At 40.7% G+C, this 16,177-nt stretch carries 11 protein-coding genes; 6 read left to right on the top strand and 5 right to left on the bottom strand.

Going from position 1 to position 16,177, the window contains the following annotated elements:
* Positions 1-361: 361 nt before the first annotated feature.
* The gene (gene gppA / locus V7783_RS06985) at positions 362-1,855 is read right to left on the bottom strand and encodes a guanosine-5'-triphosphate,3'-diphosphate diphosphatase (protein ID WP_335678105.1); all 1,494 of its coding nucleotides are present in this window, start codon (positions 1,853-1,855) and stop codon (positions 362-364) included.
* 47 nt (positions 1,856-1,902) lie between these two features.
* Positions 1,903-3,180 carry an ATP-dependent RNA helicase RhlB gene (gene rhlB, locus V7783_RS06980; protein ID WP_064666867.1) on the bottom strand — a complete coding sequence of 426 codons (1,278 nt, stop codon included), beginning with the start codon at positions 3,178-3,180 and terminating at the stop codon, positions 1,903-1,905.
* A 90-nt stretch (positions 3,181-3,270) separates the two neighbouring features.
* On the opposite strand from rhlB, the gene trxA reads away from it, so the two are divergent.
* Both trxA and rho read left to right on the top strand, forming a co-directional pair.
* On the top strand, positions 3,271-3,597 hold the full coding sequence (gene trxA / locus V7783_RS06975) for a thioredoxin TrxA (protein ID WP_029216246.1): 327 nt from the start codon (positions 3,271-3,273) through the stop codon (positions 3,595-3,597).
* Positions 3,598-3,777: 180 nt separating this feature from the next.
* Entirely contained in the window at positions 3,778-5,037 is a 1,260-nt protein-coding gene (gene rho, locus V7783_RS06970) for a transcription termination factor Rho (RefSeq protein WP_016710022.1), read from the top strand.
* A 115-nt stretch (positions 5,038-5,152) separates the two neighbouring features.
* Here the strand turns inward: rho and V7783_RS06965 are convergent, their stop codons facing one another.
* A complete protein-coding gene (locus V7783_RS06965) occupies positions 5,153-7,972 on the bottom strand; it encodes a tetratricopeptide repeat protein (RefSeq protein ID WP_335678104.1) in 2,820 nt (939 codons plus the stop codon).
* A 79-nt stretch (positions 7,973-8,051) separates the two neighbouring features.
* On the opposite strand from V7783_RS06965, the gene V7783_RS06960 reads away from it, so the two are divergent.
* The gene (locus tag V7783_RS06960; protein WP_335678103.1) at positions 8,052-8,642 is read left to right on the top strand and encodes a DNA-J related domain-containing protein; all 591 of its coding nucleotides are present in this window, start codon (positions 8,052-8,054) and stop codon (positions 8,640-8,642) included.
* Here V7783_RS06960 and dbpA read toward each other — a convergent pair.
* Positions 8,639-10,027, bottom strand: a complete 1,389-nt coding sequence (dbpA, locus tag V7783_RS06955; protein ID WP_064666863.1) for an ATP-dependent RNA helicase DbpA — start codon at positions 10,025-10,027, stop codon at positions 8,639-8,641. The two genes, V7783_RS06960 and dbpA, sit on opposite strands and share 4 nt — an antisense overlap.
* Positions 10,028-10,253: 226 nt before the next feature.
* On the opposite strand from dbpA, the gene V7783_RS06950 reads away from it, so the two are divergent.
* Both V7783_RS06950 and V7783_RS06945 read left to right on the top strand, forming a co-directional pair.
* A complete protein-coding gene (locus V7783_RS06950; protein WP_335678102.1) occupies positions 10,254-11,657 on the top strand; it encodes a M20/M25/M40 family metallo-hydrolase in 1,404 nt (467 codons plus the stop codon).
* A gap of 95 nt (positions 11,658-11,752) precedes the next feature.
* Positions 11,753-12,691, top strand: a complete 939-nt coding sequence (locus tag V7783_RS06945; RefSeq protein ID WP_335678101.1) for a tetratricopeptide repeat protein — start codon at positions 11,753-11,755, stop codon at positions 12,689-12,691.
* A 39-nt stretch (positions 12,692-12,730) separates the two neighbouring features.
* On the opposite strand, the gene V7783_RS06940 is transcribed toward V7783_RS06945, so the two are convergent.
* Positions 12,731-14,692 carry an alpha/beta hydrolase family protein gene (locus tag V7783_RS06940; RefSeq protein ID WP_335678100.1) on the bottom strand — a complete coding sequence of 654 codons (1,962 nt, stop codon included), beginning with the start codon at positions 14,690-14,692 and terminating at the stop codon, positions 12,731-12,733.
* A gap of 170 nt (positions 14,693-14,862) precedes the next feature.
* Here V7783_RS06940 and V7783_RS06935 point away from each other — a divergent pair, with 170 nt between their 5' ends.
* On the top strand, positions 14,863-16,152 hold the full coding sequence (locus tag V7783_RS06935) for a hypothetical protein (RefSeq protein WP_335678099.1): 1,290 nt from the start codon (positions 14,863-14,865) through the stop codon (positions 16,150-16,152).
* The last annotated feature ends 25 nt before the right edge of the window (positions 16,153-16,177 follow it).

Here is a 16,177-nt window from a genome sequence, read left to right as displayed (position 1 = left end):
GTAGTTCGACTGTTAGAACTCAATCTGTACGAGTGCCCACACAGATGATTGCTTTATATTGTTAAAGAACGTTGCGACGTTGTCGCTAGGGATGCGTATAATACATCCTTATTTTTTCGAGTCAACACTTAATTTTAAATTTTCTTACGATGATTTAAAACTCAAGTTTTATTTAACTCTGTGAGTAGCTCATGCCTCGCTAAGCGTTGCTGTTTGCCGTCTCAGTGGGGTCGCATTATAGGGAGATCCAAAAACAGATCAACTGTTTTTTTGATCTTTTTTGATTTTATTGACTGTTCGAACAAAATTACTACACAACGGTGTTTTTTAATACAATAAAAGGGCTCTAACAGCCCTTTTATTATTTAACTATAAACTTCCAGCCCGCTTTTGCTTGCTGTTTACACTCTTGCTGGAGCTCACTTGCCATTAATGGATGTGATTTTAACCAATCATTTTCAAATATGAGTGTTAAAGCTTCATTATGAACAGTTAAGGTTAGTTTTGGTAATACGTCATCTTGGCGACGCATTGATAAGATCACAGCGATCCTAATCAAGCGTGTTACATATTGTGTTAATTGTGCATGACAGCCTAAATGCTCAAATACATTCTTTTGCAGATCAGAACGGTGTGCGTTAGCAGCCGCTGCAATAATTTTATGCTCAGATTGTGAAAAACCTGGCATATCGGTATTTTCAAGAATATAGGCAGTGTGTTTTTGGTACTGCTTATATTCAATTAACAAACCAATTTCATGTAACTGTGCAATGGCTTTAAGTAAAGGCAAGCCATTAGTATCTAGTAATAACCACTGCTCACTAACTTGGGCAGCAAGCTGGATGCTAAGCTCTGCAACTCGACTCGCTTGCTTTTGATCAACATGATAACGACTCATTAAACCATCGACTGTACGCTTGCGGATATCGTGATTATGAAACTCAGGGATCATACTGTAGAGCACACCTTCACGAAGTGCCCCACCGGCTAAGCCCATCTTATCAATCTCAAGTGCTTCAAATAGTGCAATTAGAATCGCTAACCCTGAAACAAAAACTAGACGGCGCTCTTCACTTAAACCCGGGAGATCTAATTCTGCAATTGTGTTGTAGGCTATTGACTGTTTTTTAATTTCATTAAGCTTGTCTAAACTTAATGTTTCATCGAGTGACTGTGCGACCATAATTTCTTGAATCGCTTGCACAGTACCTGATGCACCTGATGCAATTTCCCAACCTGCCACTTTATAGCTTGGTGCGATATCGTCAATAACAACTCTGGCCGCTTTAATTGCAGCATTGAAGTTTGCTTCATTAAGCTTGCAATCTTTGAAGTAACGCTCAAGGAAAGTGACACAGCCAATATTGAGGCTTTTATAATGCAGTGCGTCAAAACCTTTACCAATTACCACTTCGGTACTGGCACCGCCAATATCAATAACCAATTGACGGCCACTACACGAGGAAGTGTGCGCTACGCCTTTATAGATGGTACGTGCTTCTAGTTCACCACTAATAACATTAATTTTATGGGCGAGGATTTGTTCGGCTTTGATTTTAAATTCATCAGCATTGGTTGCTAAGCGCAAAGTAGCGGTGGCAACAATTGTGATGTTCTGTTTTGGAATATCTTGAAGGCGTTCAGCAAATAACGCGAGACATTCCCAGCCTCGTTCCATCGCTTGTGTGCTCAATAGGTTATCTTCATTTAGCCCTGCGGCTAATCTGACTTTACGTTTAACGCGGCCTATCGTTTGCAAGCCGCCAGCAATTGATTTAGCAATTAACATATGAAAACTGTTAGATCCTAAATCAATTACTGCATAAACATTTTTTTGCGGTTTAAGTTGCCCCACCGTTCAAAAACCTCTAGTTACTACTACGACTATAACGACGGTCGCAATTACGACCGTGCTTTTTGGTAACTATTGTTTGGTCTACGTCCGTTGTTATTACTACGACTACGTGGGCCTGTTGAATAATTACGTTTTCTTTGAATAGTAGGCTTAGTTACATCATCAAGCAATGCACTTTTATCATAATGCGATAAAGGAATGCTGTGCTCTATGTATTCTTCAATTTCATGAAGGTTATACGCATACTGCTCACATGCAAAACTAATTGCTTTACCTGATGCGCCTGCACGACCAGTACGGCCGATACGGTGAACATAATCTTCGCAATCATCTGGTAAATCGAAGTTAAATACATGACTTACTTCTGGAATGTGTAAACCACGTGCCGCAACATCGGTTGCCACCAAGAAATCCAAATCACCTTTGGTGAATTGCGCTAGAATTGATTGGCGTTTTTTCTGATTAACATCGCCAGTCAACATACCAACACGATGACCATCCGCTTTTAACCATGCATAGACTGTTTCGCAGCTATGTTTTGTATTTGCGAACACAATGGCTTTCTCTGGCCACTCTTCTTCAATCAAGGTCAATAACAGCTTAACTTTATCTTCTTGCGAAGGATGGAATAGCTCTTCTTCAATACGCTTACCAGTTTTTACATCTGGTTCAATTTGTACATGCTCTGGGTTTGTCATATGTTCAAACGCCAATTCTTGTACGCGATACGATAATGTTGCAGAGAATAATAAGTTAAGACGTTGCGATGTATCCGGCATGCGACGGAACATATAACGAATATCTTTAATAAAACCCAAATCAAACATACGATCGGCTTCATCAAGGACCACTACTTCGATTTCATTTAGGGTGTAACACCCTTGTTTATATAAATCGATTAAGCGACCTGTGGTGCCAATTAAAATATCAACGCCTTTTTCTAACTGTGCACGTTGTTTTTCGTAATCTTCGCCACCATATACTAAACCTAAGTTAAGATTACAGTGTGGCGCTAAAATTTTTGCATCTTTGTGGATCTGAATCGCAAGCTCCCGAGTAGGGGCCATGATCAGGGCTCTTGGATGTTTACTAGGTGCTTTGCTAGATTGTAATAACCGATGGCACGTGGCGGTTAAAAACGCCAACGTTTTGCCTGTACCTGTCTGTGCTTGGCCCGCAATATCGCGGCCATCACAAATAAAAGGTAGGCATTTAGCTTGTATGGGTGTGCAATATTCAAACCCACTTTCGGTTAACCCGGCAACCACTTCCGGTGCAATAGCAAAGTCTGAAAACTTTTTATCGGTCAAATGTGTCTTAGTCATAGCGTTTAAGCATAACGTTTAAACTTGCAATAAGAAACAAGAGTGTTTAAATACGCATTAAATAATTCGCCTAACTTATCGGAGAGCGCAATGAGCGAGAAAATTATTCAATTAACTGACGATGGCTTTGAAGCTGACGTATTACAATCAGACAAGCCTGTTTTAGTTGATTTTTGGGCTGAATGGTGTGGACCATGTAAAATGATCGCACCTATTCTTAATGAAGTAGCAGATGAATTTGATGGCCGTGTTGTGATCGGTAAATTAAACATCGACCAAAATGCGGGCACACCACCTAAATTTGGTATCCGTGGTATCCCTACGCTACTTCTTTTTAAAGAAGGCCAAGTTGCAGCAACTAAAGTGGGTGCACTTTCTAAAACTCAACTAGTTGAGTTTTTAGAAAACAACATCTAAATACAGATGTAAAAAAGGGCTTTTTGCCCTTTTTTACATTTTTTTTGTATAAAGACTGGACGCCTAGCCAGTGACCTGCTAGTTTATAAAGCCAACTAATCCTTAGTTTACCAACAAACCTCTCTCACTAATCAATATCGATTATATGAGCATGATAACTGTAATAAAGAACCCACCAATATGCATTTACGCGAATTAAAAGACAAGTCGATCAAAGAACTTGTAGACTTAGCTGAGTCCATGGGGCTCGAGAACGTAGCCCGCTTAAGAAAGCAAGATATTATCTTTGCTATCCTTAAAGCCCACGCCAAAAGTGGAGAGAACATTTTTGGCGGTGGTGTACTAGAAATCTTACAGGATGGTTTTGGTTTCTTAAGATCATCAGAAGCTTCTTACCTTGCTGGCCCTGATGACATTTATATATCACCTAGCCAAATTCGTCGTTTTAGTATGCGTACTGGTGACTCAATAATGGGTCTGATACGTCCGCCTAAAGACGGTGAACGTTACTTTGCATTACTAAAAGTAAACGAAGTAAACTTTGATAGACCAGAAAACTCCCGTACTAAAATCCTTTTTGAAAACCTTACTCCATTACATGCCAACGAACGTTTACGTATGGAACGTGGTAATGGTAGTACAGAAGATATTACCGCTCGAGTACTTGACTTAGCTTCACCGATTGGCCGTGGCCAACGTGGTTTATTAGTAGCGCCGCCAAAAGCGGGTAAAACAATGCTACTGCAAAACATTGCCCAATCAATTACTCATAACCACCCTGATGCAACCTTGATGGTATTACTTATCGATGAGCGTCCAGAGGAAGTAACTGAAATGCAACGCCTTGTAAAAGGTGAAGTAATTGCATCAACGTTTGATGAACCAGCGAGTCGTCACGTACAAGTTGCTGAAATGGTAATCGAAAAAGCCAAACGCCTGGTTGAACATAAAAAAGATGTAATCATCCTACTTGATTCAATTACTCGTTTAGCACGTGCATACAACACCGTTATCCCTTCATCAGGTAAAGTACTTACCGGTGGTGTTGATGCTAACGCACTACATAAGCCAAAGCGTTTCTTTGGTGCTGCACGTAACGTTGAAGAAGGTGGTAGTTTAACTATTATCGCGACTGCGCTTATCGATACTGGCTCTAAGATGGATGAAGTAATCTACGAAGAGTTTAAAGGTACCGGTAATATGGAATTACACTTAAATCGTAAGATTGCTGAAAAGCGTGTATTCCCTGCAATTGACTTTAATCGTTCTGGTACCCGTCGTGAAGAATTGCTGACGAAACCAGACGAGCTACAAAAAATGTGGATTTTACGTAAGATCGTTCATGAAATGTCTGAAATTGATGCGATGGAGTTTTTAATTGATAAACTCTCTATGAGCAAAACCAATGATGAGTTTTTTGATTCGATGAAACGTCAGTAATTCCGTTTACAGAATTCTAAAATGCCTGTTAATACAGGCATTTTTTTTGCCAAAAATTCCTTATTGAAGCTTTATAAAAAAGCGGCAAGTTAATGTCAAACCTCAAGCGTTACAGTTACCCTACAGCAGATGATTTTGATAATTGCTGGATTAATTCATCTACCAACGCAGCTATTTCGGCATTAGTTGCAGGTTGATCTTTCGCTAATAACGCCTTATCTAAGTTCATCGCTGCATCTGCCACACTTGTGAGTGTAAATATTTGTGCTGCGCCAAGAATTCGATGGCTATCTTGCTGTAGCGCTATAAAGTCCTTTGCTGCAAAATTCGCTGTTAATAACTTAATTTCGTCATCAAAACTGGCGATAAAACTGCTCACTAAATCACTAATATCAGGGTTAGTTGAATGTAACACTACTGGGCTATCCAAATACAAGGCAAGTGTACGATAGAAGGTTTCTTTCTCGATCGGTTTGCTTAAATAGCCTGTGAACCCCATAGCTAAATATTCATCTATTTCATGGCTCATCGCGTTAGCCGTTAATGCGAAGGTTGGTTTATCAAACCCACATTTTTTCAATAATTCAAACGCACTCAGGCCGTCCATTACGGGCATTTGTATGTCTAATAAAACAATATCAGGGAACTCACTAAGGCAAAGCTCAACAGCTTGTTCACCATTACTTGCGCAGATCACTTCAAGTCCTGTCGACTTTAAAAAACGCGTTATTAGTCTGCGATTGTCTGGATGATCTTCAGCTAACAACACCCTGCCAACAAGACCCGTTGTATTTTCTGGTATTGCGGCCTCAGTAGAAACTTTTGCTGGCGGATATTGTTTACATGGCACATTAAAAGTAAATTCACTGCCTTTTTTCAATTCACTTTCAACACTAATATAACCGCCCATCATAATCGCTAATTGTTGGGAGAGACTTAACCCAAGTCCTGAACCACCAAACCTTCGACTAATAGTATTATCACCTTGTTGAAAGCATTCAAAAATATTTTTTATTTGCGCTGTCGTCATTCCAATCCCAGTATCGACAACTTTAAAACAAACGCCTTGCTCAGTAGCATCAATATGTAAAGTGACAAAACCACTCTCAGTGAATTTAATCGCATTGGTTAGTAAGTTAATCAGGATTTGCTTTACTCGGATCAAATCGAGTTTAGTCCAAAAGCTTGACCCTAAGTTATTTTCTAATAAGAGTGTTAACCCTTTGTTTTTAGCCTGCATGCTCGACATAGCGTAAACATCGTTAACAATAACCACGAGGTCAAACTCGCTAACATCTAAATCTAAGCGGTTAGCTTCTATTTTACTAAGATCGAGCACATCATTGATCAGACCTTTTAAGTGATCACTGTGCTTCTTAATAACCAACAACTCTGCTTGTAGCTGTTGAGGCTGATACAATCCATTCAATAGATCATCTGTTTGCCCCAATATAGCCGTAAGCGGTGTGCGGATCTCATGACTAATATTTGCCAAAAATTGGCTCTTTACTTGATTCGCAGCGCGTAATTCTTGTGCCACATATTGTAACTCTTGAGTACGTTGCTCAACTTTTTGCTCTAATTGAGTTTTAGCATTTTTCTCAACTGCACGACGATATAATGCAACCGCACAAATCAACACCAGCACCAATACAATTGATAACAAAATAGTCAATTGTGAACGTTTTTCGATTTTTAGCTCTTGTAAGCTGCGTTCTTGTTTAAGCTGTTTAATCTCCTGATTTAACTGGCTCGATTGAAACTGCGACTGAAATGTACGTAACGCTTTCATAACTTCTTCACTAGTTATACTGCGCTGATAATCAATAAACTGCTGGTGTAACTGAATCGCTCGCTTGTAATCACCTGTTCCAGCGCTTAATAACGCTTCAATACCTAAGCCATCTGTGACACGTAACTCATCTTTATATTCTTTTGCCAGTGCGATTGATTGCTCTAAATTCTGTTTGGCGGTATCAATATCCCCCATAACTAATTGCACTTTAGCTAAAACCTGTAGAGCCGCTAATCGTAATGATTGATTATCAATTTGCTTAGCGTATTTTTGAGCCGCTTCAGCATGATATAACGCGGCATCTAGCTCAACTATTTTTAAGTTTATACTCGCTAAATTTGTATGCTGGACTGACAGCTGGTAGGCATCATTGACGCTTTGATAATAACGTAGAGCGAGTTGATAATAATGCAGCGCTAATTGATTTTGACCTGACTCGGCATAAGCAACAGCCATATTGCCATGGGCACGGGCAACCCCCTCTTCATCACCTAACTGTTGAAACACATCAATTACTTGACGGTATATTTCAAGTGCTGAATCATAACGAGATAAACGAATGTAGACGCCGGCAATATTATGCAGAATATCGGCCTTATCTTTTTCACTCCCGTCGTTTTCATAAAATGCTTTAGCCTGTTGATAATGCTCTAACGCAAGCTCCATGTTATGCATATTAAAATACGCTAAACCAATATTGCTCAATAAGTTAGCTTGCTTTAATGGGCTTTTTAAGCGCACAGCAAAATTTAAGGCTCGGTTATAACTAATAATAGCTGGTTGCAATAAACCTTGAAAATACTGCACTACCCCCTGCATTTTTATTGCTCTAAAATGTAACTCAGGCTGCCTTTCAAATGTGCTGCTTTGCTCTAATAACTGGTAATAATGCAATGCTTGGGGGTAGTTACTTAGTTCAAACGCACGCTCAGCTAAACTCGCATAAATCTCAACTTGTTGTGAATTTGCAAGTTCTGTAGCAAGTAGTTGATTTGCTAGCTGCTGTTTCTCTGACCATTCATCGGTAAGCTTAAATTGCTCCAACAGCGTTACTTGCTGCTGAGCATGACTAAATTGAGAAAAAACGCCAAGTACAATAATAAAGCAAATAAATAGTAGGTGCTTGAACTGACCTAGCATAATTTTTCCTTGGAATTTTGTTAGTAGTGTTAAGCTATGATAATTTAGTCAAGATACACTAATAACTAGACTGCAAACAATGCTTAACCCACTGATAGATGAGATTTTTGAGCTTATTCTAACGCAAGACACATGGATGGTTCATACTTTAGCATTGAAATTACAACAACAAGGCTCTATCGGCACGCTTGACGCCCAACCAGAACGTGACTTATTTAAGCGTAACTTTTTAATCATGAACGCCCTGTATCAACTACAGCAGCAACTTCAACCAGCTCAGCATTTGGCTATCGCCAGCTTACGAATAACTCTCACAGATGCAGCCCCTCATAGCTCAGTGCAACACCTTGACCCGCTGCGAGACTATTATCTAGATTGGCAAAATTACGAAACATCCAGCGATGAAATCAAAGGTTTGCTTAATGACTTCTGGCAACGTTTTGCTGGCGATAAAAAACCACAGCAAGCACTGGATAGCAAAACGCATAACAAGCTGCTACAACGCTGGCAATTGACGAAACAATGTAGTTTGAAGGATATACAGAAACGCTGGCGACAACTGGCAATGCAGTACCACCCTGATAAAGAAACTGGCGATACAGAAAAATTTAAAGAATTAAAGAATGAATATGAGCAGCTCAAGGCAAGCTGCTCAACAGTCGATAATTAACGAGTTAGGCGACGGGCGCGTATTTTACGGCCTTTAATATTACCTTCAGTTAATTTGCGTAGTGCTGGTTTTGAAGAATTACGTTCAACAGCAACAAAAGCCACGTTATCAAGTACGTTAATTTTACCAACCTGACGCCCTGCTACACCATCTTTGCCAGTTAACGCCCCTAAAATATCACCAGCACGTACTTTTTGTTTTTTACCTGCATCAATCATCAGGGTGACCATTTGCGGCTTATACGGTGGCTTTTCAAGTAAGCTAAATGGCGGTAATTGTTCTGGTAAGAAATCACATTCGTAATGGTCACCAATTTGCGCCACTTTAAATTGCTCTGCGTCACCATAAATTGAACAAGCGATACCTTTTTTACCTGCGCGACCGGTACGACCAATACGGTGTACATGGGTTTGTGGATCGTGAGCAAGATGGTAGTTGATCACCATGTCCATATCATCAATATCTAAACCGCGTGCCGCAACATCGGTGGCCACTAAAATCGAGGCGCTTTTATTAGCAAAGTGAATGAGCGTGCGTTCACGATCGCGTTGCTCCAAGTCACCATGCAATGATACCGCACTAAAACCTTCATCAGCTAAATCATCGCAGACCTGCTGTGTTTCAACTTTGGTATTACAAAACACCACACAGCTTTCTGGTTGAAATTTAAGTAACAGCAGCTTTAACGTATTAAAGCGCTGTTTGTTGTTATCCATTTTATAAAAGTATTGCTTGATGGTGCTCTTTTCTTGCTCTTCCTCCACTTTCACCATAACAGGGTTGCTTAGCACCCGTTTAGCAATCGCTTCGATTGCACGTGGGAAAGTCGCACTGAATAACAACGTTTGGCGCTGTTTAGGAATACAATCGATAATCGCATCTAAGGTATCTTGAAAGCCCATATCAAGCATTTGATCGGCTTCATCCAGTACTAATGTTTCAACATCATCTAAGCGTAAGGTGCCTTTGCGAATATGGTCATCTACACGCCCAGGTGTGCCAACAATAATATGCGCGCCATGCTCAAGGGAACCTATTTGCGGCCCAATTGAAACGCCACCACACAAGGTTAAAATTTTAATATTGTGAATGCCGCGCGCTAATTTACGCATTTCTACAGCAACTTGCTCTGCAAGCTCTCGGGTTGGGCAAAGTACTAATGATTGAATACGAAAACGTTTCACATTGAGCTTAGCAAGCACGCCTAAACTAAACGCTGCCGTTTTACCTGAGCCTGTTTTGGCTTGTGCAATGATGTCTTTACCTTCCAGAACTGGCGGCAGACTTTGCGCCTGTACGGCTGTCATTTGGGTATAACCTAACGTTGATAAGTTATCTACCAACCCAGATGGTAAAGCGAGAGATGAAAAAGCTGTAGCGGTCAAAGTAATTTCCAGTGCAAAAAGTAAACATGAAAAGCCGCTGCAGATGCCCGACTTAGTTATGCTGCATAATAGCAGAATATACAAATTGCTACCATTAAGCTGGCAAGATTATCAACAAACATTCAATCATCGAATGATTGCGCATGACGTTTTATCTCATCTACTTTTTCTACTCAATATTAAATGCTTTAATAGCGCACAGTTGAAAATACCGCCAAGGTCAATAATGAAAAAAGTCATCACAGGGTTACTACTTGCAAGTAGCTTTTTAGCCAGCGCCGCAGAGCCTGAATTTAATACTCAGCAACTTAAACAGGTTGCCGAGCTTAGAGATAACGCTAGCAATAGTGATTTAAGCTATCAGTTACTAGAGTCTCTTACCACTGAAGTAGGCCCGCGCTTACCGGGCACTGAAAACGATAAAAAAGCGGTTGCCTGGGCCCAAGCTAAATTCAAACAACTTGGTTTTGATAAAGTATGGTTAGAAGAAGCCACCTTCCCAGAATGGCGTCGTTTCAGTGAAAGCGGCAAAATCCTAACGCCAAGTGAGCAATCGCTGCACTTAACCGCACTAGGTCACAGTATCAGTACACCAAAAGACGGTATTACTGCTGAAGTTGTATTATTTGAAACCCTTGATGAGTTGATTGCCGCTCCCGCTAACAGCTTAAAGGGAAAAATTGCTTATATAAATTACCGTATGAATCGCCATATTGATGGCAACGGTTATGGGCCGGCGGTTCGTGCTCGCTCAACAGGCTCTGTAGAAGCCGCTAAAAAAGGCGCAATTGGCTATATGATGCGCTCAGTTAGCACGGCTCACCATCGCTTTGCGCATACCGGTGGCAGCCATTACCAAGACGGCGTGACCAAAATACCTAACGTAACCATTGCCAATCCTGATGCAGACCAAATAGCTCGTCTCATCGCACTTGGTAAAAATGTTACCGTTAATATCAATGTACAAACGGAAGATCGTGGTCAAGGCACTGGCTATAACGTGATTGGCCAGTTCAATGGCACGCAAAATCCAGAGCAGTATGTGCTGATTGGCGGTCACTTAGATTCTTGGGATTTAGGCACTGGTGCACTTGATGACGGTGCTGGTGTAGCGTTAACAATGGCGGCAGCTAAGCATATTAGCGAAATAAAACGTCCAAAACGTAGCATTCGGGTGGTGCTATTTGCCGCTGAAGAGCTTGGTTTATGGGGTGCTAAAGCTTATTTTAAACAGCATGCAAATGAGCTTGATAAAATTGTTGCCGCGGCTGAATCTGACTTTGGTGCTGATGTAGTGTATGGCTTTGAGTCGAATGTATCTGCAGCGTCACTGCCAGTAGTACGTGCAATAGCCAAGCAACTAGCGCCACTTAACGTAGAATACATTGGTAAAAATAGCGCAAATGGCGGTCCTGACTTAATTCCATTTAAAAATGCCACCAGCGCACCAATTTTTGAACTGCATCAAAATGGCACTGATTACTTTGATTACCATCACACTGCTGATGATACGCTTGATAAAGTAGATCCGGCTAAACTAAAGCAAAATACCGCAGCGTATGCAGTGTTTGCGTTTATGGCAGCTGACGCGAAAACCACAATCAAAGCAAAGCCTGTAGCAAGTAAATAAGCCAACCAAACATACTTGCTTACAGTTTTGTGCTTTTCATCTCACCTTCCTTGTTTTAATTTAACGTAAAACAAGGAAGGGACAGAGGGCCTCAAATGCTACTTTTCAATACCTGCGATTCATTGTCGTTTTTCAGCCAAACAAAAACCTGTCCACACTGTCATCACAATGACTACCGCCTACAAAATCACAGCCGCTTCTTGCGCTTTTCAATTGTCCCTATGCTGCCACTGGCGTGGCATTATCAATACCAGTGTAACCATTGTCAGCACAGTATGCCGCTTTCAATTATGCAACTGCCATGGTTAGAAAAGCTTTCTTTAATCAAATATTTTATAGGCTCTGTATTGCTTATCTGGTTAGTTATCTTCTTCTATACACAACATCTTGATGAACTAAAAACCAAACAAGCAATATTAAGCCAGCCGCAAGCATTTGATACTTACTTGGTACATGCAGATAAGTTTTCTCAGGAACCATTGCGCCCTGAGAACCTCAAAGTAGCTCAAGTACTCGAGTTTGATGACCAAACTATCACTTTTCAAATCAGCAATTACCGCTATAAACGCGACAATGGCATAACTATGGCTATGCGTACTAGTTTATTGGTACAAAAAGACTATTTCTCATCAAAAACAATGACTTTACCGCGCAGCGAAGTACAGCGTTTATATGATGAAGGTACCATTTATGATGTACTACGCCCTTATGCATATAGCTTATACGGCGGCTTTGTGATGTTCCCACCACGCCCCAAACCTTTATATGAAGGGGTGAAGCTTAATAAAAATAACCAGCAAGGAATCATCTATTACAAAGATGGGTTATTCGAAGATGCCTTTGACAGCTTTTTACTTGCCAGCAAAGAGGGCTCACAGTGGGGCCAGCTTAATACAGCGCAAATGTATCGGGATGGTGAAGGAGTAGAAAAAGACCTAAGCCAAGCTATTTATTGGTACCAACAAGCTGCCGAGCAAAATAACCACAAAGCAAAAGTGCAACTCAAAGAGCTGTGCATAGAGCACACCTGTTAATAAATATGGCAAGCTAAAGCCTTGCCATATCCCAAACCGCTAAAGTGTTAAGTGTTGCTCTAAAAATGCCAGTACTTGTTGATAATAACGAGTGCGGTGTTCTGTTTTATAAAAACCGTGTCCTTCATCTTCAAGTAGTTCATAAATATATGGGTGTTTCGCTTTTTTAAGCGCTGCAATCAGTGATTCAGCTTGTTCAATCGGTGCTCGCTTATCTTCGCCACCGTGCACTATTAACACTGGAGCCTTTAACTTATCAATATTATAGCTAGGCGAAAAAGCCTTTAATTGCGCTTCATCTGTGCCCAATACACTTTTTAGATAACGTTGGCCACTGTCGCGCTCTGCAACATCCCCTTCTTCAAACATTAAAGGCAAATCGTAAACGCCAACTACCCCAATCGCACACTTAAACATATTAGGTTCTAAAATCGCACTTTGTAGCGCTGAGTATCCACCAAAACTTGCGCCCATAATGCAGATATTGTTTTTATTAACTGTACCCTGCTCAATTAAATATTTCACACCATCAATAATATCAAATTGAATTTCAGCTCCCCACTTTTGATGCCCTGCATGCTCAAAGTTACGGCCAAAACCACCAGAGCCCCTAAAATTAACTTTTAGTACAGCCATACCGCGATTTGCAAGCAACTGTGCATCGGGGTCAAATCCCCACCAATCACGAGGACCGTGTGGACCACCGTGTGGCATAACTACTAAAGGTAAGTTTTTCTCTGAAGTGTTATTCGGCACTGTTAAATAACCATAAATGGTTAAACCGTCTCGACTGGTAAAACTCACTGGCTTGGTCTGAGCCATTTGCTCTGCATCAAGCCAACTACGAGATGCAAACAAAAATCGTAAGTTATTATTTTTGGCATCAAATAAATAATATTGTCCCGGGTTTCGATCATTCGAAGCATAAATAATATTAGTATCGCCATCTTCAGTACTGCTAACGAGCTGCACTTGCTCGCCAGGTAAAGCGGAGATTAAAGCTTTTAAACGCATGCTTTTATCAGATTGCCCATCGACAAAGGCATAGGTCGGATAACCTAGTTCGGTTTCAATCGCAAATAACTCTTTTGATGCTTCATCAACCCATATTTGCTTGGGCGATACTCCCTCTTCCTTATGAATTAAATCAATTGCTTTGGTTTTTAGATTCAATTTATATAAGCCTTGTGCTTCACCACTTATTGAAGCTGTGACATAAACAGCGTCACCACTACTATCAAAAGCATGTAACTGCACATCACTGTAACTCAAACCACCTAAGTTAAGTGCTTGCCAATTGCCACCTGACTTTTCGCGGGTATGGATTGTTGGTTTAATGTAATCATCACTGGCAACAGCGACTCTGACATTTCCTTCATGATCAGTCAAAAAGTTAGCCATACGTGACGGTGAACGTGTCACTTTACGACGCTTGCCTGTAAAAACATCAACCTTATAAACAACAGTGTGTGGTTCACTACTTGATGTCCACGGATAAGTCACTATAAGCATTTTATCGTCATCGTGGAGCAGAGGATCTAGCAAATAAGAAGTACCATAAAGCGGTGTTGCTTTTTTGAGACGAGAACCGGTTTGCATTTCTCCCTGATAGCCAACTAAGTACTTAGCTTTCGAGCCATCGGCATTCACGCCATATAACTCACCATAATATTCAGGGTGATCTTGCCAACCGCGCAAATATTCTTTTGCAACCACAACACGCTCATCACTTACCCAGTGATAAGCGCCAACTTGGGCATTCCCCTGAAAATTAACAGCATGATGAACTGTGAATTTTTTAGCATCTAAAATAACCAACACCTTTTTACCTTCAGGTTGCATAATTACTGCAAGGTAGCTTCCATTCGGAGAGATTTTCACTTGGCTATATTCACTGCTGCGGCTAAAGTCCTCGACTGTAGGAGCTGATTGATTTGCATAACTGATTGAACTTGCAATACACAACGCAATCACAACAATCAACGTCATTATTTTACCCATAGAACATCCCTTTAAATTTATATTTTTTATAATTACACCAATTGTACCCAATAAACTTTGACATAGGTATCCATCCAAATACTTAAGTAAAGAACGAAGAGTACCTATTTACTTTGATTTGGTTACAATATAACATTACTGATACATTATAACAAAACATTGGACTGTTAATGATTTTACCTAACTTTAAAACGAGCCTTATTGCCTCTATGGTTGTCATACTATGCGCCTGTAATAGTGAAATTGATGACATAGCAGATAAAAATGCCGAACAAACTGATAACCATGACCATAGTGAAATCACCTCAACAGGTCGTTTAGCCATTAGTCATGCTGATGCTGCAAACGTATCAATTTTCGATACTGACACGAACGCCCTGCTTGAAATGTTTAATACTACAAACATTGTTAGTGGCTTATACGCAAGCCCAACAAACCGTTTTGCGGTACTTATTCAGCGCGATGATAACTATGTAGAGTTTATTGATGGCGGTTTATACCAAGAAGATCATGGTGATCACCTCCATGATTACCAACAAGCCCCTGCTGTTTCAGGTTTTACATTAACAAGTGATAAACCCACTCATTTTGATGTAAGCGAACAGCAAGCTGCACTGTTTTTTGATGGCAATATAGATGCGGGTGTTGCTGCAAGCTTTGCAATTTTAACTGATGAATCAATTGCTAATGGTAAAACACTGGCCACACACAGTTTTACTAATGCTATGCATGGCACGGCACAAATTCGCGGCGACTCAGTGATCACCACTTTCCGCGGCGAAGATATAACTGGCGTGCTGCCAAACTATGTGGAGCAACTACATATTCATGACGATCACTTCCATCAAGAGCAGCGTTTTGAGCTTGATTGCCCGGCTCTGCATGGCAGCGCACAAAATCATCAACATATTGCCTTCGGCTGTGGGGATGGCGTATTAGTTATTGAAGAACACAATGGCGCATTTGGCGCAACTAAAGTGGCTAACCTTGATAACTTTGCTGAAGGTGCACGGATTGGCAGCATTAAAGGTAGTGAGCATAGCGAGCTATTTTTAGGTATTGCACAAAGTAAACTTTTCTACACCATTGACCCTGAAACAGCTGAAATGACACAGCTGATCTGGCAGCAAAATACCGAAAACACCGTATTAGCAAGTGCACTCGATAGTATTACCGGTGAGTTTTACGTACTGGAAAGTGATGGTTTTTTATCAATTCTCGATGCTGAGGATGATTGGCAAGTCAGTGCTCGCTTTCAAGTACTCGACAGCCCTACAGGCAGCTACGCGTTAGCAGCTTCTGCTGCCGATGATGCTGTATATATCAGTGATGCAAATAACCAAACTGTATTAAGCGTCGATACCCATGAACAAACGGCCGAAACAATTCTTAACCTTGATTTTACCCCGAGTAAAATAATCTGGTTAGGGATTGCTGAGGCAGCACAGCACGATCACTAATTATAAATGACTTTCATAGCATTCC

Origin of the sequence: Pseudoalteromonas sp. (assembly GCF_036960685.1) — a bacterium.
GTDB lineage: Bacteria > Pseudomonadota > Gammaproteobacteria > Enterobacterales > Alteromonadaceae > Pseudoalteromonas.
This window is presented reverse-complemented; position numbering and strand designations above follow the sequence as displayed.